This window comes from Rhodococcus sp. MEB032, from assembly GCF_030208925.1.
In the GTDB taxonomy this organism is placed as follows: domain Bacteria; phylum Actinomycetota; class Actinomycetes; order Mycobacteriales; family Mycobacteriaceae; genus Rhodococcus_F; species Rhodococcus_F qingshengii.
This window is the reverse complement of record NZ_JARVSY010000007.1, coordinates 282,943-303,479: the sequence shown is the minus strand read 5'-3', so window position 1 is coordinate 303,479 and position 20,537 is coordinate 282,943. Positions and strand designations below refer to the sequence as shown.

At 63.8% G+C, this 20,537-nt stretch carries 21 protein-coding genes; 6 read left to right on the top strand and 15 right to left on the bottom strand.

From position 1 onward, the window contains the following. Positions 1-41: 41 nt before the first annotated feature. From cofD to QRN54_RS08260, 3 genes are read left to right on the top strand one after another with little or no spacing between them, the layout of a single operon-like run. A complete protein-coding gene (cofD, locus tag QRN54_RS08270) occupies positions 42-1,034 on the top strand; it encodes a 2-phospho-L-lactate transferase (protein WP_003940958.1) in 993 nt (330 codons plus the stop codon). Then, the gene (locus tag QRN54_RS08265; protein ID WP_054187629.1) at positions 1,031-2,416 is read left to right on the top strand and encodes a coenzyme F420-0:L-glutamate ligase; all 1,386 of its coding nucleotides are present in this window, start codon (positions 1,031-1,033) and stop codon (positions 2,414-2,416) included. The genes cofD and QRN54_RS08265 overlap by 4 nt, the downstream gene beginning before the upstream one ends. A gap of 5 nt (positions 2,417-2,421) precedes the next feature. Continuing rightward, entirely contained in the window at positions 2,422-2,982 is a 561-nt protein-coding gene (locus QRN54_RS08260; protein WP_054187630.1) for an NUDIX hydrolase, read from the top strand. On the opposite strand, the gene QRN54_RS08255 is transcribed toward QRN54_RS08260, so the two are convergent. Genes QRN54_RS08255 through rfbD form a run of 4 tightly spaced genes read right to left on the bottom strand, consistent with a single transcriptional unit; the run spans position 2,973 to position 6,652 of the window. Beyond that, a complete protein-coding gene (locus QRN54_RS08255; protein WP_054187631.1) occupies positions 2,973-3,743 on the bottom strand; it encodes an SGNH/GDSL hydrolase family protein in 771 nt (256 codons plus the stop codon). The two genes, QRN54_RS08260 and QRN54_RS08255, sit on opposite strands and share 10 nt — an antisense overlap. 32 nt (positions 3,744-3,775) lie before the next feature. After that, positions 3,776-4,858, bottom strand: a complete 1,083-nt coding sequence (gene manB / locus QRN54_RS08250) for a mannose-1-phosphate guanylyltransferase (RefSeq protein ID WP_054187632.1) — start codon at positions 4,856-4,858, stop codon at positions 3,776-3,778. Then, the gene (locus QRN54_RS08245; protein ID WP_003940999.1) at positions 4,855-5,769 is read right to left on the bottom strand and encodes a glycosyltransferase family 2 protein; all 915 of its coding nucleotides are present in this window, start codon (positions 5,767-5,769) and stop codon (positions 4,855-4,857) included. Before QRN54_RS08245 ends, manB begins: the two co-directional genes overlap by 4 nt. Before the next feature lie 43 nt (positions 5,770-5,812). After that, the gene (rfbD, locus tag QRN54_RS08240) at positions 5,813-6,652 is read right to left on the bottom strand and encodes a dTDP-4-dehydrorhamnose reductase (protein WP_054187633.1); all 840 of its coding nucleotides are present in this window, start codon (positions 6,650-6,652) and stop codon (positions 5,813-5,815) included. A 66-nt stretch (positions 6,653-6,718) separates the two neighbouring features. Here rfbD and QRN54_RS08235 point away from each other — a divergent pair, with 66 nt between their 5' ends. After that, positions 6,719-8,248, top strand: coding sequence for an LCP family protein (locus QRN54_RS08235; RefSeq protein WP_269456383.1), 1,530 nt, complete (start codon positions 6,719-6,721; stop codon positions 8,246-8,248). 54 nt (positions 8,249-8,302) lie between these two features. Beyond that, positions 8,303-9,016, top strand: a complete 714-nt coding sequence (locus tag QRN54_RS08230; RefSeq protein WP_003940786.1) for a TIGR03089 family protein — start codon at positions 8,303-8,305, stop codon at positions 9,014-9,016. Between the two features lie 3 nt (positions 9,017-9,019). Here the strand turns inward: QRN54_RS08230 and QRN54_RS08225 are convergent, their stop codons facing one another. The 7 genes from QRN54_RS08225 to QRN54_RS08195 form a co-directional block, all read right to left on the bottom strand. Next, complete coding sequence (locus QRN54_RS08225) at positions 9,020-11,470, bottom strand: ABC transporter permease (protein WP_054187634.1); 2,451 nt, start codon at positions 11,468-11,470, stop codon at positions 9,020-9,022. Then, positions 11,467-12,264 carry an ABC transporter ATP-binding protein gene (locus QRN54_RS08220; RefSeq protein WP_042450120.1) on the bottom strand — a complete coding sequence of 266 codons (798 nt, stop codon included), beginning with the start codon at positions 12,262-12,264 and terminating at the stop codon, positions 11,467-11,469. Before QRN54_RS08220 ends, QRN54_RS08225 begins: the two co-directional genes overlap by 4 nt. Before the next feature lie 134 nt (positions 12,265-12,398). Further along, complete coding sequence (locus QRN54_RS08215; protein ID WP_003940960.1) at positions 12,399-13,091, bottom strand: response regulator; 693 nt, start codon at positions 13,089-13,091, stop codon at positions 12,399-12,401. Positions 13,092-13,126: 35 nt separating this feature from the next. Further along, on the bottom strand, positions 13,127-14,314 hold the full coding sequence (locus QRN54_RS08210; RefSeq protein ID WP_030535022.1) for a sensor histidine kinase: 1,188 nt from the start codon (positions 14,312-14,314) through the stop codon (positions 13,127-13,129). Between the two features lie 35 nt (positions 14,315-14,349). Next, positions 14,350-14,727, bottom strand: a complete 378-nt coding sequence (locus QRN54_RS08205) for a hypothetical protein (protein WP_054187635.1) — start codon at positions 14,725-14,727, stop codon at positions 14,350-14,352. A 7-nt stretch (positions 14,728-14,734) separates the two neighbouring features. Further along, positions 14,735-15,247 carry a 5-(carboxyamino)imidazole ribonucleotide mutase gene (gene purE, locus QRN54_RS08200; RefSeq protein WP_054187636.1) on the bottom strand — a complete coding sequence of 171 codons (513 nt, stop codon included), beginning with the start codon at positions 15,245-15,247 and terminating at the stop codon, positions 14,735-14,737. Continuing rightward, the gene (locus tag QRN54_RS08195) at positions 15,231-16,430 is read right to left on the bottom strand and encodes a 5-(carboxyamino)imidazole ribonucleotide synthase (RefSeq protein WP_397517563.1); all 1,200 of its coding nucleotides are present in this window, start codon (positions 16,428-16,430) and stop codon (positions 15,231-15,233) included. Before QRN54_RS08195 ends, purE begins: the two co-directional genes overlap by 17 nt. 191 nt (positions 16,431-16,621) lie before the next feature. Between QRN54_RS08195 and QRN54_RS08190 the strand changes: the two genes are divergently transcribed. Next, the gene (locus QRN54_RS08190; RefSeq protein ID WP_007731156.1) at positions 16,622-17,221 is read left to right on the top strand and encodes a GtrA family protein; all 600 of its coding nucleotides are present in this window, start codon (positions 16,622-16,624) and stop codon (positions 17,219-17,221) included. A gap of 26 nt (positions 17,222-17,247) precedes the next feature. On the opposite strand, the gene QRN54_RS08185 is transcribed toward QRN54_RS08190, so the two are convergent. The 4 genes from QRN54_RS08185 to QRN54_RS08170 all read right to left on the bottom strand — a co-directional run bounded on the left by QRN54_RS08185 (position 17,248) and on the right by QRN54_RS08170 (position 20,531). Further along, positions 17,248-18,570 (bottom strand): sensor histidine kinase, encoded by a 1,323-nt coding sequence (locus QRN54_RS08185; protein ID WP_007731154.1) that lies wholly within the window; start codon positions 18,568-18,570, stop codon positions 17,248-17,250. Between the two features lie 26 nt (positions 18,571-18,596). Further along, entirely contained in the window at positions 18,597-19,277 is a 681-nt protein-coding gene (locus QRN54_RS08180; RefSeq protein WP_003940916.1) for a response regulator transcription factor, read from the bottom strand. Positions 19,278-19,314: 37 nt separating this feature from the next. Next, on the bottom strand, positions 19,315-19,881 hold the full coding sequence (locus tag QRN54_RS08175; protein ID WP_054187638.1) for a PH domain-containing protein: 567 nt from the start codon (positions 19,879-19,881) through the stop codon (positions 19,315-19,317). A gap of 74 nt (positions 19,882-19,955) precedes the next feature. Beyond that, a complete protein-coding gene (locus QRN54_RS08170) occupies positions 19,956-20,531 on the bottom strand; it encodes an HdeD family acid-resistance protein (RefSeq protein ID WP_007731150.1) in 576 nt (191 codons plus the stop codon). Between the last annotated feature and the right edge of the window lie 6 nt (positions 20,532-20,537).

Sequence of the window (20,537 nt, the reverse complement as noted above, 5' to 3'; positions counted from 1 at the left end):
GCCAGACACGACGACGCGCCGACCGCCTAGGCTCTGTTGTCGTGAACGTGACTGTATTGGTTGGCGGCGTCGGCGGGGCCCGTTTCCTTCAAGGTGTTCAAAACGCGCTCGGAATCGCCGGTGGTGAATCCCTCGAGAAATACGAAGGCCCACATCGCATCACGGCCGTCGTCAACGTCGGGGACGACGTGTGGATGCACGGTCTGCGCATCTGCCCCGATCTGGACACTTGTATGTACACACTCGGCGGCGGTATCGACACCGAACGCGGGTGGGGGCACGCCGGCGAAACCTGGAATGCGAAAGAAGAACTCGCCGCGTACGGCGCGAAGCCGGACTGGTTCGGCCTCGGAGATCGCGATATCGCAACGCATTTGATTCGCAGCCAGATGCTCCGCACGGGATATCCGTTGTCCGCGATCACCGAAGCGTTGTGCAATCGCTGGAATCCCGGTGTCGCACTGCTTCCCGTGAGCGACGACCGCAGCGAAACACACGTCGTGATCACCGATCCGGAAGACGGTGAGCAGAAGGCGATTCATTTCCAGGAGTGGTGGGTACGCCATCGGGCACAGGTGGAAACGCACAGCTTCGCTCACGTCGGCGCCGAGCAGGCCAAGCCCGCGCCAGGGGTGGTCGAGGCGATCGACGGTGCCGACATCGTGCTGATCGCACCGTCCAATCCCGTCGTGAGCGTCGGCGCGATCCTCGCGGTGCCCGGCATTCGCGGTGCCCTGCGAACAACCGCGGCCAAGGTTGTCGGCCTCTCCCCCGTCATCGGCGGAAAACCGTTGCGCGGCATGGCTGACGAGTGCCTCGAGGTGATCGGGGTCGAGACGACTTCGGAGGCGATCGGTCGCCACTACGGAGCTCGTTCGATCAACGGTATTCTCGACGGCTGGCTCGTCGACGAAGGTGACACGGCCGACATCGACGGGGTGGACGTGCGAAGCATCCCACTTTTGATGACGTCCCCCGAAGAGACCGCGAAAATGGTTCGCACGGCTTTCGAGATCGCCGGAGTCGAACTGTGACCGAGCCCGGAACCGAAGCAAGCCGCGACAGAAATCACTCTCCCGGTGATCACTCCCCCGGCGCCGCAATCGAAGTCATTCCCGTGCTCGGGCTTCCCGAGTTCCGGCCCGGAGACGACTTGGCCACCGCTGTCGTCGACGCGACGCCGTGGCTCGAGAGCGGCGACGTCGTTGTCGTCACGAGCAAGGTGTTCTCCAAAGTCGAGGGTCGCATCGTTTCCTCACCGACCGATCCGGAAGAGCGCGACGCGGCACGACGCCTCCTGGTGGATCAGGAAGCCGTCCGCGTCGTGGCACGCAAGGGCCGCACTCTGATCACCGAGAACAAACTCGGAATCGTGCAGGCCGCATCGGGCATCGACGGCTCCAACGTCGACGGTGCCGAATTGGCGCTACTCCCCGTGGATCCGGATGCGAGCGCTGCGGGTCTGCGCGCCCGAATTCTCGAGAGCACGGGCAAGTCCGTCGCCGTCGTCGTCACCGACACGATGGGTCGTGCGTGGCGCAACGGGCAGACCGACGCCGCAATCGGTTCCTCCGGCATTCCGGTCCTGCACGGCTACCTCGGAGCACAGGACAGTCAGGGCAACGATCTGATCGTCACCGAGATCGCGATCGCGGACGAAATCGCCGCTGCGGGCGACTTGGTCAAGGGCAAGCTGGGCGGCGTTCCCGTCGCCGTCGTTCGTGGGCTTCGGTTCGAGGACGACGGTTCGAGTGGCCAGGATCTGATTCGCCGCGGCCCGGACGATCTGTTCTGGCTGGGCACCGAGGAAGCTACGGCGATGGGTCGCGGCCAGGCGCTGCTGTTGCGTCGATCGGTCCGACAGTTCGCAAGTGATCCCGTCGACGCGGAGATCATTCGCAGCTCGATCGCCGAGGCACTCACCGCTCCCGCACCGCACCACACGAGACCGGTTCGATTCGTGTGGCTACGCACGGAGTCGGTCCGCACGGCTCTTCTCGAGCAGATGCGCGAGAAGTGGGCCGCCGATCTTCGCGCCGACGGTCGCAGTGACGAATCCGTCGAGGCCCGGGTTGCCCGCGGAAACATCCTGTTCGACGCCCCCGAGGTCGTCATTCCCTTCTGCGTGCCCGATGGCGCACACAGTTATCCGGATGCCAGACGAACCGCGGCGGAGTCGACGATGTTCACGGTCGCCGCCGGCGCGGCAGTGCAGGGACTGCTGGTCTCGTTGGCCACCCGCGGCGTGGGAAGCTGCTGGATCGGATCGACGATCTTCGCCGCCGATCTCGTACGCGAACAACTCGATCTCCCGGCGGATTGGCAGCCACTCGGTGCCATCGCAATCGGGCACCCCCTCGAACCACTGACTCCGCGCTCTGTCTCCGCCCCCGGGGACGCGTTGGTGGAGCTGTAGGTCCCATGTCAGCCGAATCGCTGCACGCCTCCGCCAAGGGCGTCCTGGAGGGCTGGGAGACGTCCTCCGAAGCGGACGAATCATTGCGGCACACGATGCTCGCGTTCCTCGATTCGGCTCCGGACGGCTGCCTTCGTCGCCACGCACCGGGACACATCACCGCGTCGTCTCTCGTTCTCGACGAGAGTGGCTGCCACGTCTTGCTGACCCTGCATCCCAAGGTGGGCAGGTGGATTCAGCTCGGCGGCCACTGCGAGCCCGACGACGAGACGGTGGTAGTTGCGGCATTGCGGGAAGCTCGCGAGGAGTCCGGAATTCACGACGTTCGGATAGACGCGGACCTACTCTCCGCCCACACGCATCCGATCACGTGCTCACTCGGAGTACCGACTCGCCATCTCGATCTACGGTTTCTTGTTGTGGCGCCGAACAATTCACATATCGTCCGCAGCGCAGAGTCCACCGACCTCAGATGGTGGCCGGTGGACGCGCTCCCACCTACAGCGGAACGCGAGACCATCGACCACCTGGTCGCGCTCGCCCGTCAGCGCAAGAATCAGGACTGAATCGGAGAAAGCTGGGGCTGCTTGGCGCTCACGCCGTCGCCCGAAGATGTTCCCTTCACGCGCCGAGCTACCCACGGCACCAAGAACTCTCGCGCCCATTGACGATCCTCGCGACGAGTTTCGGCTTTCGTGAGAACCGGCGCAGGCCCGAGATCGGGCGGGGTCAATCCGTGTTCGACGCCGAGCACGTCGAGCACACGCGTCGCCATGTTCTCGTGCCCGGAGGGCGACATGTGGAGGCGATCCCAGTCCCACATCCGAAGGTCCTGATATTCGGAGAATCGCCAGAAGTCGACGAGGGTCGCGTCGTGGCGGTCCGCCACCTCGCGAACAAGCTCGTTGTAGATCGCCAGACGTCCGCGGAGCTTGCCGAAGAAGGCGGACCATCCGGTGTCGTACGCGGTGAACATCAGAACCCGAGCGCCGGATGCAGTGAGCTGACCGATTGCCGAATCGTAGCGGGCGACCATCGCATCGATGTCGATCTTCGGACGCATCATGTCGTTTCCGCCGGCGTAGATGGTCACCAGATCGGGCTTCAACGCCAGAGCGGGTTCCAACTGCTCGTCGATGATCGGTCCGAGTAGGCGACCACGAATCGCCAGGTTGGCGTAGCGGAAGTCGGGATTGTTCACCGCCAGCTGCTCGGCCACTCGGTCTGCCCACCCGCGCAGACCGTTGGGGAATCGTTCGTCGGCGTCGCCGACGCCCTCGGTGAACGAGTCACCGAGGGCAACGTAACGGCTCGGAAGAGAAGTCATACCCGCCAGTATTCCAGTAGGTCAGCTAACGATCACACATCTGTGCTGAAGCGCACGCCACCGTCCGGCAGCGTCACCCCCGGCCACACGCGTGCGCCTCGCAACAATTCACACCGCGCACCGATGTCCGCGCCGTCTCCGATGACAGCGTCGCGGACCAGCGCTCGGGGTCCGATACGGACGCCGAATCCGAGGATCGATCGTTCGACCACCGCCCCGGCTTCCACAACGGCGCCGTCGAAGAGAATTGCACCGTCGAGGCGAGCGCCTGCACCAACTTCTGCGCCTCGACCGACAACCGTGCCGCCGATCAGGACAGCGCCCGGCGCGATTCCGGCTCCGGGGTGAACCAGCGACTCGCCGCGCGGACCTTCGAGAGCCGGCGAAGGTGCGATACCTCGCACCAGGTCGGCGGAACCGCGAACGAAGTCCTCGGGGGTTCCCATGTCACGCCAGTACGACGAGTCGACGTGGCCGAACACCCGCTTGCCCTCGGCCAGGAGATTCGGGAACACCTCGCGCTCGACCGATACCGGTCGTCCTTCGGGGATCTGTTCGATGATCTCGCGTTTGAAGACGTAGCAGCCGGCGTTGATCTGATCCGTCGGCGGATCCTGGGTCTTCTCCAGGAATGCCGAGACTCGTCCGTCCTCGTCGGTCGGAACACAACCGAATGCTCGCGGGTCTCCCACACGAACCAGATGCAGGGTCACGTCGGCGTCCGTCTTCTCGTGGGTATCGAGAATGCCGTTCAGATCGGTGCCACCGAGCACGTCGCCGTTGAACACCATGACGTTGTCACCGCGCAACTTCGGCAGAACGTTGCGGATTCCGCCACCGGTGCCCAGCGGTTCGGTCTCGAAGACGTAGTCGATCTCGAGGCCCATCTTGGAGCCGTCGCCGAAGTAGTCCTCGAATACCTCTGCCTTGAAGGACGTTCCGAGCACGACGTGCTTGATTCCGGCTGCCTCGATGCGGGCGAGCAGGTGCGTCAGGAACGGCAGGCCGGCGGTCGGAAGCATCGGCTTGGGTGCCGACAGCGTCAGCGGACGCAGCCGAGTGCCTTTGCCGCCTACCAGGATTACGGCGTCGGTCGGATTCGGATCGGACATCATTTTCCCCCGTGGTTCGAAACTGATGGGTTGTCGGTCGAGTTGTCGGTGCGAGCGCGCTCGCGAACTGCAGAAGCTACGGCGATCTTGGATCGCACCGCGAGGCCACCGCGCAAGGCAAGTCGTAGCGGAGCCTGCCACCAGTGCGGATGGCGATCAGCCTGGAACTGGTACGCACTGCGATGATGGGCAGGCAACATCAGTTCCGGATGACGTCCTGCCGCATGGCCTTTGGCATGGGTGACGACGGCCGAGGGGACGAATACGTTGAGCCACCCGGCTTTTCCGAGGCGGTCACCGAAGTCCACGTCCTCCATGTACATGAAGTAACGAGAGTCGAAACCGGAGATGGTGTCGAAGGCGTCGCGTCGCACCAGCAGGCACGACCCGGAAAGCCACCCCACTGCACGCTCGGTGACGGCCTCGTTCTCCTGACGGTAACGAGCAGTCCACGGGTTCTTCGGCCATACGGTACCGAGCAACGCGTGCCCGACGCCCGAGGTGATGTCGGGCACCGTTCGCGCCGACGGATAGACACTGCCGTCCGGTTCGAGGACCTTCGGCCCCAGTGCACCGGCCCTTGGCCACCGATTTGCCGCAGCCACCAATTCGTCGAGTGAACCGGGTGCCCATTGGACGTCCGGGTTGGAAATCACGACGAATTCGATCGACGAATCGATCTCCGCTACGGCCCGATTTATCGCTCCCCCGTACCCGATGTTTCCGCCGGTTCGAAGCAGACGGACATGCTCGTACTTGGCATCGGCGGCCTCGGGGGCACCATCGGTCGACCCATTGTCGGCCATGATGACCTGGGGTTTTTCTGTCGTCGCCACAGCGAGCGTGCTCAAGAAATTCTCGAGATGCTCGCCTGGCGAGTAGGTCACCGTTACCACGGCCAGCTTGGGACTCACGCCGGTCAGCCTAGCCGTCCGCGGCCACTGTCCCGAACAATGCTCACGCCAGAGCGGCGTGCAGAGCCTCTCGCCACGGACGCAGCGGCGTCATTCCCGCGGTAACCCACGCGCGCTCGGACAAGACCGAATATGCCGGGCGCGGGGCAGGGCGTACGAACTCCGCACTACTGCACGGGCGCACCCGAGCAGGGTCTGCTCCGATCTCCTCGAAAACAGCTCGCGCCAACTCGTACCAACTTGCTTGCCCGCCGTTCGTCACGTGGAATGTCGACGCACCCGTGAAGTCCAGCAGCGCGAGTTCGACGATGCCGCCGGCCAGATCGACGCTGTACGTGGGTGACCCGATCTGGTCGTCCACGACGTTCACGAATTCGCGTTCGGCTTCGAGCCTTCTCATCGTGGCGACAAAATCCGTGCCGACACCGGAATACACCCACGCGGTGCGGACAACGGCCGCGTCAGCCCCCGACTCTCGAACAGCGATCTCGCCGTCCAGTTTGGTTCGGCCGTAGACCGTCGCGGGACCGGTCGGTGCATCGACGTCGTATGGCGAGCTTGCATCGCCCGGAAAGACGTAGTCGGTCGAAACGTGGATCAACCGCGAACCCACCCGCGCACAGGCTTGCGCGAGATTCCGCGGTCCGATCTCGTTGACCGCCCTCGCCGCCTCCTGGTCGGTCTCGGCAGCATCGACGGCCGTGTACGCAGCGCAGTTGATCAGCACCGAATCAGGCGAGACGAAGTTGTCAACCGCGCGGCTGTCGGTGATGTCCAGCTCGTCGGATCCGACGGCCGTGACGGGAAGACCCGCCGAGGTAGCGAGGGTTTCGACACGGGTCCCGAGCTGCCCTCGGGCGCCGGTGAGCAGGATATTCGTCACACGGTTCAGTCTGGCACGCCGCGTCGAGGTACCCGCGGCCGAGCATCGGACCAGTAACCTGAAGGAGTGTCCCACCAGCAACCGCAGCGCCGCGCGCGTCCACGACCTGCGCCGATTCGGACCAAGACGAGCCCGGCTCGCATAGCGGTCGCGGTGCTGTCCGTGCTCGTACTGCTGGTCACCGGGTTCGCATGGCGGGGTGTGGACTCGTTGAGAAACAGCCTTGCCACTGCCAGCGGACTCGGCCTCGGTGGCGGCAAGGACGGAGCAATCGACATTCTGATGGTGGGAACGGACAGTCGAACGGACGCGCACGGCAACCCGCTCTCACAAAGCGAGCTCGACTCGTTGCGCGCAGGTGAGGAAGTTGCGTCCAATACCGACACCATCATCTTGATCCGCGTCCCCAACGACGGGAGTTCCGCGACCGCGATCTCGATTCCCCGCGACGCGTACGTCAACGTCCCGGGTATCGGTATGTCGAAGATCAACGCCGCGTTCGGTGCCACCAAGGAAACCGAGCGACTGAAGTTGGTCAACAACGGGTCGTCCGACAGCGATGCAGACAAGAAGTCGACGGAAGCCGGCCGGACCGCGCTCATCGGAGCGGTGGCGAATCTGACCGGCATCACCGTCGATCACTACGCCGAAGTCGGACTACTCGGATTCGTCCTGCTGACCAACGCAGTGGGCGGAGTCGACGTGTGCCTCAACGCGCCGGTCGACGAACCGATGTCCGGAGCCAATTTCGCGGCCGGGAAACAGACACTCGACGGCGCCGACGCGCTGAGCTTCGTGCGACAACGACACGATCTTCCTCGCGGCGACCTGGACCGGATCGTTCGCCAGCAGGTGTTCATGGCTTCTCTCGTCAGCAAGGTACTCAGCGCAAAAACCCTCAGTGACCCCGGCAAGCTCAGTCAGCTGACCTCGGCTGTCCAGCGTTCCGTCGTGATCGACGACGACTGGGACATCATCGAGTTCGCCAAGCAGTTGCAGAATCTGGCCGGCGGCAAGGTGCAATTCGAGACCATTCCCGTTCTCGACATCAACGGCATGACCGATTACGGCGAGTCCATCGTCAAGGTCGATCCCAAGGCCGTCAAGAAGTACATCGCGGGATTGGTCGGCGCCGACAGCGAGGACTCGGAGACCTCCGAAGCACCGACCACGGTGAATGCCTCCTCGATCACGGTCGACGTCGCAAACGCCAGTGACATCGCAGGGTTGGCCAGCGGGGTTTCCGAAGCGTTGAGTGCCCTCGGGTACAAGCAGGGTCAGGTCGGCAACAACACCGGCTCGGACGTCACCGAATCGACGGTGTTCGCAAAGTCCGCGGACGACGACGCAGCACTCGCGGTGGCCGAGGCACTCGGCGGTCTGACGGTCAAGGCGGATTCGTCATTGTCCTCGGGCAAGGTTCGGGTTGTCATTGCCGAGGACTACAGCGGCCCGCAGTCCGCGGACGCGGTATCCCCGTCCGAAGGAGCGACAAGCACGACTGAATCGTCGAGCACCACCGAGACCAGCCCCACTCCCGCCCCTCCCGGTCCGCCGATCGACGCGGCCTCCAACGGCCCGCGCTGTGTGAACTGAAAAACTGTGTGAACTGAAAGCGGTGTGAACTGAACGGCTGCGTAAGCTGACGACGTGCCTTCGCCTGTAGACAACCTGACCGACGCCCTCCTCGGACCGATCCTGGCTGCCGACCCGGCCGGCCCTCGCGTGACCTACTACGACGACGCCACCGGCGAGCGCATCGAATTGTCTGCGAGCACTCTGGCCAACTGGGCGGCAAAGACAGCGAATATGGTCCGCGACGAGTTCGCTCTCGAGCCCGGCGGCAAAGTTGCCGTGCTGCTTCCCGCGCACTGGCAGAGCGTCGCCGTCTTGCTGGGTGTGTGGTGGGCAGGCGGTGAGGTGGTCCTCTCCCCCGACGCCGACGCCGAACTGGCTTTTGTCACTGCGGACCGACTGGACGATGTTGCGGACGTACCGGAGGTAGCCGCACTCTCACTCGACGCGTTCGGCAAAGGTTTGAGCGATCTTCCGCTCGGCGTCGCCGACTACGCAACCTCCATCCGTGTGCACGGCGACCAGTTCCGTAGCGCCGGAGCCGGTTCGGCGCTGGAAGGCCGGTCCGTAGCGGACACGATCGACGCGGCACGGGCATCGGCGAAGAACGTCGAATTGGTGTCGACGGATCGTGTCCTCTCCAGTCGCACGTGGGACACGGCAGACGAATTGATCGACGGGCTTCTGGCAGTTCTCGCCGCGGGTGCCTCACTCGTGCAGGTGGCCCACCCGGACGCGGAAGCTACCGCGCGCCGAGTGGGCACCGAGAAGGTCACGAAACAGTTCTGAACGCTAGCTCGCGAGAGCTGTCACCGGTGACACCAGCCCCGCCCGCCTAGCGGGGAGCAGTGACGCGATCACACCGCAGATTCCGCCGATCAACACGATGGCTACCAACTGCACCCACGGCACTGCGCTGAGGGCGACGTCCTCGATCCCGAATACCGATGCGGTACCGGCTACACCGAACACCATCCCGAACAGCACTCCGATCACCGATGCGACTCCTGCCACGAGCAGCGCTTCCCAGATCAACATGGCTCGAATTCCCTTCTTGGTCAGTCCGAGTGCGCGAAGCAGTCCGGATTCGCGGCGCCGTTCGAGAACGGACAGTGCCATGGTGTTTCCGACGCCGATCAAAGCAATCAACACCGCTACCGACAGCAATCCGGCAACCACCATGAGCATGGTGTCGAGGATCGAATCGAGAGCTGAACGCATCTCGGTCATGCCCTGAACATCGCTGCCCGGCGCTTCCTGGCGTGCCAGTTCGGTGATGCGGTCGGTGGCGGCCAAAGCCTGTTCGTCAGTATCCGTCCCCAGCCTTACCCAGTACGAATCGGTGGTCGGCGCGGTGGCCGCTGCACCGAGATCGCCTCGATCCAGTAGTGCTGGTTGACCTTTCACGCCCTCGACCACGCTGACGTTCACGACGCCGCGATCCCCACGCACCGTCGCCGTATCGCCCGCCGAAAGCTTGTATTCGGTCAGGTCAGCGGGCGAGAGCACCAACTGACCGGCCGCGGGTACCGAGATCTCGGTACGCAGAACATCTTTCACCCGCGCAGCGTCGACGCCGAATCCGGCCAACGAACCGCGCCCGTCGATCGTCAGTTCGGCCTTGTCCAGACCGCTCACCGCGCCGACACCGTTGACCGCGGCGATGTCTGTGCCCAACCCTGCGGGAAGCGGTGCCGAACCGGAACCGCTCACCATGACGTCGACGGGGAATTGACTGTCCATCGCCGCGGGTGCGGCTTCCTTGACCGTCGCGATTCCCACGACGAGCGTGCTCGTCAAGGCCACACCGATCAACAATGCGGTGGCCGTCGCCGACGTGCGGCGTGGGTTCCGACCGGCGTTGCCTGCTGCCAGGCTTCCCACCGGACCGATCAGTCTCGCCAACACTCCGCCGGCCGCATTGATCAGTGCAGGCACGATTCGACCGGACAGTGCCGCGATCCCCAGGAACGAGAACAGTCCACCGGCGGTTGCCGCCGGCACCTGCTGATTCGTCACTCCCAGGACGGTCATCGCGATGCCCGCGAGCAGGGTCACGACGCCGAGAACCCGGCGCACCACCGATACCTGAACGCTCTCAGGCTTGGACTCCATCGGCTGCAGTGCCGCCAGCGGGGAGAGCCTCGTTGCCGCCCGCCCGGGCGCAGATGCAGCGAGCATCGTCATCACGATGCCGACGGCAAGACCGACGAGCACGGTCACCGGGGTGACGCTCAGTGACGAAAGAGGAACCGGCACATCTGCGGCCGTTGCTACCCGACCGATCGCCCACGCAAGTCCGACACCGAGTCCGACGCCGATCACCGAGGCGATCACGCCGACCGCCGCGGCTTCACTGCGAATGCTCCGGCGAACCTGTTTGGCCGTGGCGCCGACGCATCGCAGCAACGCGAGTTCCTGAGTGCGCGCCGCGAGCAGGACGGCAAATGTATTGGCGATCACCAGCGCGGCAACAACAACGGCGATGGCGCCGAAGGCGAGCAACACCGTGCTGAGGATCTTGGTGCCGCCCATGTATTCGGCTGCGGCGTTGTCTGTGGCTTCGTCGCCGGTCAGCACGGTGGAGTCCGCGGGCAACGCGCTCGAGATCGAATCCACGAGTTCTTGCTGAGAGCGTGAACCGTCACCGGCGACACGGAACTCACGTTCGGCACTGTCACCGGCCCACGCGCTCACCTGCTCGGCGGTGGTGAATATCTTGATCCCGCCCAGTCGTTGCGCCGAACCGGAGAGGTCGACCAGTCCGACTACCTCCGCGGTGGGTGCGGCGGCACCGACCGTCGAATCCCGTGCCGTGACTGTGATTCGGGCACCGATCGGTATCCCGGAGTCCGCGCTCACCAACACCTGCCCCAGACCGGCCGGAATCGATCCCTCCGACACCTTCTCCCAACGCAATTCGGGATTGTCGGCAATCGTGAGCGCATCCCCGTAGGACGCGCCCTTTGCCTCGGAGTCGACACGAACATAGGTCGACACGTCGTCGGCCACCGCCGAGACGCCCGGCACCGCGCTCAGCAGTGCTTCTGTCACGCCTGGACCGGACGCGACGACATCTGTGGTTTCGTATTGCGTCGCAAGTGATTTGCTCACACTCGCGTCGACCGTCGAGCTCAAGGTCAAAGTCGCGACGATGTATCCGACGGCGATCACCACCGCGAGTATCGACGCCACATAGCGCCCGGCATGTGCCCGCGCCTGCGCAAAAGCCAGACCTCTCATCGCAGTGCACCCGAAACTGCAGGAACATCGGCCAGGTCGTCGGCACCGAGAGCTCGCATGGCACCGATCACCGAGTCGACGGTGGGATGGTCGATCTCTCCGGCTATACGCCCGTCCGCGATCAACACGACTCGATCCGCGTACGACGCCGCCACCGGATCGTGTGTCACCATCACGACCGTCTGACCGGTCTCCCGGACACTGGTGCGCAAGAGTCCCAGAACCTCTGTCCCGGAACGGGAATCCAGGTTGCCGGTAGGCTCGTCGGCAAAGATCACGTCGGGCTGGGGCAGTAATGCACGGGCGACAGCTACACGTTGCTGCTGACCGCCGGACAACTCGTGCGGCAGGTGGTCGAGGCGCTGCGACAGGCCCAGCTTTCCGATCACCTCGTCCATCCACTCGGGCGAGGGTTCACTACCTGCCAGCTTCATCGGCAGCAGCATGTTCTCCCGAGCAGTGAGCACCGGTAGCAGGTTGAACGCTTGGAAGACGAATCCGATCCGCTCGCGTCGCAGTTCGGTGAGCTCCGTGTCGCCGAGTTTCGTGACTTCGGTGTCGCCCAGGAAAACCTGCCCACCCGAGACCGTGTCGAGTCCGGCCAGGCAGTGCATGAGCGTCGACTTTCCGGAGCCGGACGGGCCCATGATCGCGGTGAACCGCTCGCGACCGAAGTCCACGTCGACTCCGCCGAGCGCGTGAACCGTGGTCTCACCGGTGCCGTACACCTTGGTGACACCGCGGGCAGTGATCGCCGGCACTGCGGCTGGTTCCGTCGTGGTGTGCGCATGCATTTTTTGCCCTCCGTAAAGCTTCTCGCTATGACGGAATCGACGTTATTGCAGCGCAAGTGGTCTCCGCGTCGGAGTGCGGGGCGATCTTGGAGAGCCCGGTGTCATCCCGGGGTAGGACTGGACAGGGCGGCGTGTCAGCCCTCGGTGCCGAGGAGATCTGCGCGCCGGACAAGTCCGATCTGGAAGGCGAAGACGACTGCCTGTACACGATCACGAGAATGAGTCTTTGAAAGAACCCGTCCGACATGGGTTTTCACTGTCGTCTCGGAGACGTGGAATTTCGCAGCGATCTCCGAATTCGACAGCCCGTACGCCATGGCTTCGAGCACCTCGACCTCGCGCGGCGTCAACTCTTCGGGCAACTGCGCTTCGGGCGCCGAGCCTTCCAGGAGTGGCCCGACGTGCTGAAGCAGTCGCCGAGTGGCCCGGGCTTCGATCACCGCGTCCCCGCGGTGCACGGTGCGGATGGCGTCGAGCAACTGCTCCGGTGGCACGTCCTTGAGCAGGAAACCACTGGCGCCCGCCCGGATAGCCGACATCACGTACTCGTCGTTGTCGAAGGTGGTGAGCACCACGACCTTCGGCGCATCGGGGTCGGCCAGGAGCCGACGAGTCGCCTCGATGCCGTCCATCTTCGGCATCTGGACATCCATCAGAACGACGTCGACATGACGGGCGGCCAACTCGGTCAGCGCCTGCTGACCGTCCGAAGCCTCGACAACCACCGACAGATCCGGCTGTGAGTCGATGACCATTCGAAAACCTGCGCGGACCAGCTGCTGATCGTCGATCAGTGCCACTGCGATCGGAGCCACGTGTTCGTCCATGCCACTCACCTTAAGACCTTCGGACGTTTCAAGACCTACCCAGACGTTCGTTCGTACGGCAAGACGGCCCGGACGCTGTATCCGCCGCCTGATTTCGGTCCGGCGGTCACTTTGCCTCCGTGCAGCTTGGCTCGCTCGGCCATTCCGATCAGTCCCTGTCCGCCTGGTGACGATTCGACCAGCGCGGCGCTGCCGCCTCGTCCGTCGTCGGTGATACCGAGAACGAGTTCGGTTTCAGCCCATGTCATCTCGACGCTCGCCTGTGCTCCAGGCCCCGCATGTTTGAGAACGTTCGTCAGCGATTCCTGCACGATGCGATACGCCGTCAACCCCGCACCCGCAGAGAGTTCGCGTGGTTCCCCGGTCACACTGACGGCGATGTCGAGTCCGCTGCTGCGTAACTCGTGGAAGAGACTGTCGATGTCGCCGGCGCCCGGGATCACCGAGAAATCACGGGGCGTGTCCTCACGCAGGACGGACAGCAGCGATCGCATGTCGGTCAACGCTTGGCGGCCGGTGGAGGCAATTGTTTCGAGTGCCTGAATTGCAGCCTGAGGATCCTTGGCCGCGCTGTAGCGTCCACCGTCGGCCTGAGCGATGACAACGGTCAACGAATGCGCGACGATGTCGTGCATCTCGCGCGCAATCCTCGAGCGTTCGCTGATCGTCGCGATTTCCGCTTCCTGCGCACGCTCGAGTTCGAGCAACCGTGCGCGCTCGGTCAGACCTTCCAATTGTTTGGTGCGAACTCGACGCAAATCACCGAACGCCCAGACCGCGAGCATGAAGATCATGACGGCCACGGACTGCATGACCTGCGAGGACACCGGGATTCCGTCGTAGCCGAAGTATCGAACAGTCCCGGCAATCGAGCCGAGCAACGCGAGCACCAGCCCGGTGAGTGAACTCCACCGAGCACCATAGGCGGCCAGCGCGTACAGGGAGATGGGTACGACAACGGCCGATGCGAGCAGTGTGTTGCCGATGAAGATCACGTGTAGAACCGCGAATCCTGCGATCACCATGCCGGAGAGTTCGGGGCGCGAGCGTCGCCACGCCAACGGAACGGTCATACCCAGCGAGATGAACACCGCCAGCGGACTCGCCTCGACCGCCACGACAACGCTGAACAGTGCGGCAACCGTCGCAATGCAGATGTCCACACCGCGAGCATGTTCCGCGCTCCAGCGGACGAAGCGTTCACTAGTCGGAAAACGAGCCATGCCGCCAAGAGTAGCTTTTACTGACGAGCTTTCACTCAGGTGCGGTAACCGCCGTCTTCGAGACCGGCCTCGATTTCGAAGCGGTTGCGCGGCCCGCGATGACGCAGTTCCTCACGCAGGTACAACAACCCGAATATGATTCCGTACCTGGCCCATTGGTCTGCATGAACGGCCTCGTGACGAAGGACGGATCGAGTCGTGTTCCGCCGGGTGAGATATACACCACCGAGAGTTGTTCCGCCTCTGGCGAACCCGCAGCGCAGTCCGGAGGCGACAAAGATTCCGGACTCGTCGTCGAAGCGGATGTCCGCGCCGAGAATCCTGGCGTACAGCAGGGCGACGCGGGTGACGAACGCGGACTGCGCGCTGCCCCGACTCGCTCGGATCAGCGGCAGCCCGCGTCGTGCACACACGAGAAGATCAGCCCAGCAGTTTTTCGCGGAGCGCCTTGTCCTTGTCGAGCACCATCGACTCGAGGCTCTCCTGGAACGCCACCATCCGCCGCTGCAGTGCGGGATCCGAAGCACCGAGAATCCGAGCAGCCAGCAGACCGGCGTTGCGAGCGCCGCCGATCGACACTGTCGCCACCGGGACGCCGGCCGGCATCTGGACGATCGAAAGCAGCGAATCCATACCGTCGAGGTACTTGAGCGGCACCGGAACACCGATGACGGGCAACGGCGTGGCCGAGGCAACCATGCCCGGAAGATGCGCGGCGCCACCGGCACCGGCGATGATGACCTTGATTCCGCGGCCGGAAGCTTCCTTGGCGTAGTCGAGCATCCGCTGAGGCGTGCGGTGCGCCGAGACGACACCGACCTCGAAGCGGATACCGAACTCGGCCAAAGCTTCGGCTGCAGCTTCCATGGTCGGCCAATCCGAATCGCTGCCCATGATCAGGCCGACCTGCGCGCTCTCACTCACCGTGTACATCCCATCCGTCGGTCCAAACTGCGTACGAAAGCCAATGTGCTGCGCGCTCGGCGCGTTCCCGAACTGCGGCAACGTAATTCGGATCGTCGATGGATCCGGCGACGCCCACGATGTTGACGTGTCCGATCTTGCGATCCTTGCGCTCACCCTTGCCGTACAGGTGGATCTTCGCGTCAGGCATCCGCGCGAACAGGTGATGGACGCGCTCGTCCATCGTCATCTCGGGAGCTTCCGGCGCACCGAGAACGTTGGCCATCACGGTGACCGGCGCGATCGGCGACGTATCTCCGAGCGGGTAGTCGAGAACCGCGCGCAGGTGCTGCTCGAACTGAGAGGTGCGGGCGCCGTCCATCGTCCAGTGACCGGAGTTGTGCGGGCGCATCGCCAACTCGTTGACCACGAGAGTGCCGTCGGTCGTCTCGAACAGTTCGACGGCCATGGAGCCGACCACACCGAGCTCCGACGCGATGCGCAGCGCCAACTGTTCAGCTTCCTCGGCAACGGCACTCGAAAGCTCGGGGGCAGGTGCGATCACGACGGCACACTGGCCGTTGCGCTGAACCGTTTCCACGACCGGCCAAGTAGCGCCCTGTCCGAACGGCGACCGCGCCACCATGGCGGACAGCTCCCGACGCATCGAGACCATTTCCTCGACGATCAGCGGAACACCCTTGTTCAGCTGCTCGGTGACGATGGCTTCTGCTTCGTCCTGATCGTCGGTGATCCAGACGCCGCGGCCGTCGTAGCCTCCGCGTGTTGCCTTGATGACAAGCGGCCAACCGTGTTGCGCACCGAAACGCACGACGTCTTCCGCCCACGTCACTTCGGCGTACGCGGGTACGGGTGCGCCCAGTTCGGCAAGTTTGCGACGCATGAGCAGTTTGTCCTGAGCGAAGATCAGAGCCTGCGGCGGCGGCTGAACGTTCACGCCTTCGGCAACAAGAACCTCGAGGTGCTCGGTCGGCACGTGCTCGTGGTCGAAGGTCAGTGCATTGGAACCGACCGCTGCACGGCGGAGAGCATCGAGGTCGGTGTGGCTGCCGAGCACGACGTCGGGGCTGACCTGAGCTGCCGGCTCGTCCGAAGTCCCGGAGAGCACTCGGAGCGTCTGGCCCAGGGCCACCGCCGCCTGGTGAGTCATCCTGGCCAACTGTCCGCCACCGATCATGGTGACGACGGGCATGGATGCTTTTGCCGGTCGAGGGGTGGTCGGGCGGGCGGGGATCTGCGCGGGATCGTTGTTGCCGGTCACGGCTCTCTATGTTGTCATGTGCCGCGTTCGCCCGTTCATTCAGCGTTCCCAATCTGTGATTCTGCTGATGAATCCGCGGCAAATTGGTGGTAACGCGGTTTCGTTTCGTAAACTCATCTGTTGTGCCATTTGTCGACGGGGTCATTGCCCGCATACCCCAACCGTTTCGTGACATCGCTCTGCGTCACAGCGAGCTGATCAAATTCGCGATCGTCGGCGGAACGACCTTCCTCATCGACTCGGGCATCTTCTACACACTCAAGCTGTCGATCCTCGAATCCAAGCCGATCACGGCCAAGATCATCGCCGGCGTCGTCGCGGTGATCGCGTCGTACATTCTCAACCGCGAGTGGTCGTTCAAGAACCGTGGTGGCCGTGAACCAGCGCACGAAGCTGCGCTGTTCTTCATCATCAGCGCCATCGGTGTCGTCATCAGCTTCATCCCGCTGTACATCTCCAGTTACGTCTTCAACCTGCGCGTACCCGAAGTCAGCCTGGCGACGGAGAACATCGCCGACTTCATCAGTGCATATGTCATCGGCAACCTGCTGCAGATGGCGTTCCGATTCTGGGCCTTCCGCAAGTTCGTGTTTCCCGACGAGAATCCGGAACCGCTCGAGCTGTCCGACACCACAGGATTGTCCGAAACCACAGCGTTATCCGAAACCACGGCGCCTGACCCGGTAATTCCTGATGCCGAAGAGGAGCTCGGGCACTCCTGAGTTTTCCGTCTGCGCCGACCTTTCGGTCAGCGCGGTTCGCGGTGCGGAACGACGTCCGCGGTCGGCGCCGTGTTGGCCACCGGCAGGAAGACGGCGAACAAGGCAGGCTTACGCCTCTGCAGTTCCAGGCGGCCCCCGTCGGCTTCGATCAGTGCACGTGCGAGCGCCAACCCGACGCCGGTGGACCCCGCCCCCGAAAATCCTCTGTCGAAGATGTGCGGCGCCAGATCGTTCTCCACACCGGAGCCTTCGTCGGTGACCTCGACGCACACCATCGAGTCACGGCGAGACGAACTGCGACCCGTACCGTCGATCAATCGCACCGACACCGTGCACGTGCCTTCACCGTGTTCGAACGAATTGTCGACCAGAACGGAAACAGCTTCACGCAGACGCGAACCTGTGGTCGCAGCCATCACCGTGCGATCGCCGCGTAGGCGCAGCCTGCGTCCCTCTCCGTCGAACTGAGCCTGCCAGTCGCGAGTCACCTGTTCCAGCTCGCCGACTACCGACACCAGACTCGCCGATGACCCACTGGTGCGCGACGAGCGAATCAGGTCGTCGATTCCGTCGGTGAGCCTGTCCACTTGCGCCATGGCTTCCTCGGCCTCGTTCACGACGTCAGGATCTTCGTGAACGGACAACTCGTCCAGGCGCAGCCGCACTGCAGTCAGTCGACTGCGCAGTTGATGCGAGACGTCCGCAACCAGCGCGCGCTCTCGTTGCAGCCGCACCGAAATCTCCACGGTTGCCGCATCGAGGACGTCGGACACGCGGTCGAGTTCGGGGATGTCGTGCCGACGAGGATCCGGCCGGAAGTCGCCTTCGGCGAGGCGCGCCGCCCGGTCGGCCACATCCTGCAGCGGATCGGCAAGCCGACGCGCAGTGACCACAGCAACCACGGTGCCTGCCGTGATGGACAGAAGCACGAGCACGCCGACAGCCATCACCGCCTGTTTCTGCTGGGTGCGCAGGTTCTCCGACGGCACCTCGAGGCGCAACGAGCCGGACGTTCCCATCGCGAGCGATTCGACGAGTGCGTTCTTGACCGTCGCCTCACCGACGTCGACGCGTGCAGCGCCGTCGACGACAGTCGGATACACGACGACGAGGCGCCCGTCGTTCGGGGTGAGAACCTTGAGCGAATCTGTGTTCAACGCACCTTCGACGAGTCCGTTCGTCCCCTCTTGCGCGATGACCTCAGCGGCCATCCGGTCGAGGCGCACCCGGAGATCACTTCGCGTCACGTCCTCCACCCAGAGCCACGCCGTGTAGATCAGCGGAACCCCCAGCAGCAACGCCGTCATGATCACGACAGCGAGAATCGACTGCAATATGCGACGCCGCATGCCGGCAGTTCCTGATTCTCGAGAAGTTAGTCGGTGTTGATTCGGAAACCGACACCGCGGACGGTGGCAATCCTGCGTTCCACGGCGGGGCCCTCGTCGCCGATCTTGCGGCGCAGCCACGACATGTGCATGTCGAGCGTCTTCGATCCACGAAGCTCGACGTCGCCCCACACCTCACGAAGGATCGTATCGCGCGAGACCACTTCCCCGGCGTGCTCGAGGAGGACCCGCAGAAGCTCGTATTCCTTGTTGGCCAAGGCGATTTCGGAGCCGTTGACGAGTACGCGTCGTGCCGCGGGCTCGAGCCTGATGCCACCGACCTCGACGATCGTGTCCTCGCGGCCACCGTGGCGACGCAGGAGTGCTCGCACACGTGCCATCAACTCGGCGAGACGAAACGGCTTGCTGACGTAGTCGTCGGCGCCCGCGTCCAACCCGACCACGAAGTCGACTTCGTCGGTCCTGGCGGTCAACATCAGCACGGCGAGCGAGGTGCGATGCGCACGAATCTGTCGGCAGACCTCGAGGCCGTCCATGCCCGGAAGGCCGAGATCGAGAATCAACAGGTCGAAATCACCTTCGAGCGCCTGCTGCAACGCAGCGGGTCCGGTCGGTTCGACCGTCACCGAATACCCTTCACGCCCCAAGGCGCGGGAAAGGGGTGCAGCAATGGCCTCGTCGTCTTCGGCTAGCAATACGGCAGTCACACGAACAGACTACGGACAACACGCCTTTGCACGTTGATTACCAGCCATTTCGATCATTCGGGTCGTCGTTTTCACCTGACGGCCACTGCGGTACCTGCGATGGTGGCTGCTGCATGGAATCGAAAACCTGGTGATACAGCAGAGCGTGAACGTGCTCGACGTCAGGAATGTCGTCGAACTCGAGCGGATCGTCACTGGCAGATGCGATGACCAGAGTTCCGGTCTTGAGCATTCGATCGATCAGGCCGTGACGGAACTGAACATTGCTGATCCGTCCCATGGGAATGTCGATACCCGTGTGCGTGAGCACTCCGTGGCGGATGAGCACTCGCCGATCGGTGACGATGAAATGCGTGAACTTCCAAACCGTGAAGGGCGCAACCGACCGCCAGGCCACGACACCGAGCCAGATGATTCCGACGGCAATGGACGACACGGTGCGAGCCGTGCCGTCCAATCTCGTCTGTGCGAGGCCCAGCAAGAACCCGGCGACGGCCGTCGCAAGCACGAACGTCAGCGCCGGAAGCACCAACATCTTCCAATGAGGATGGCGATGCAGTATCAGTTCCTCGTCCTGAGCGAGGGCGTCTTCGGGATATCCCATGACGGGAAGTCTGCCACCCCGCACCGACTTTCAGGCATACCGACTTTCAGGCACACCCGCCTTCAGGGCAACGCTCAGGGCTGCGCGAGCTTTCGCAGCACCAACGGGGTCACGACGATGATGATGCCGTACAGCACCATCCACACGCCGACCACGATGCGGAAGACGTCGAGCGAGAGTTCGGGCTGCAGAAGGACGATTGCACCCGCGACGATGCTGATGACTCCGAGCACGATCGACAGACCGCGATCGACGGTGTGCCCGGACGCCGCGTCGACCAGATCGAGAACGCCACGGAATACCCACCAGGCACCGATCACCAACGCGATCAGAACCACCGTCTGCAAAGGGCTACGGAGAACCAGGAATCCGAGGAGCACTGCCAACGCGCCGGAGATCGCGACGAGCGTGCGAGTTCCACCCGAAGCCGTCACGTCCGCGAACGAACGGATGATCTGGACGATTCCGAATCCGAACAGCTGGATCGCAATGACAACCGCGACCACGAACAGGGTGGCATCCGGCCACGCGAGTACCGCGATACCCAGTCCCAATGTGAGGACACCGAGCAGCACCGTCACGCCGGTGAGTACGCGGCGAGCGCTCTCGGCCGTCTCGGCTTCGGTCGGAACAACGATCGGTGTGGTCATGACGCC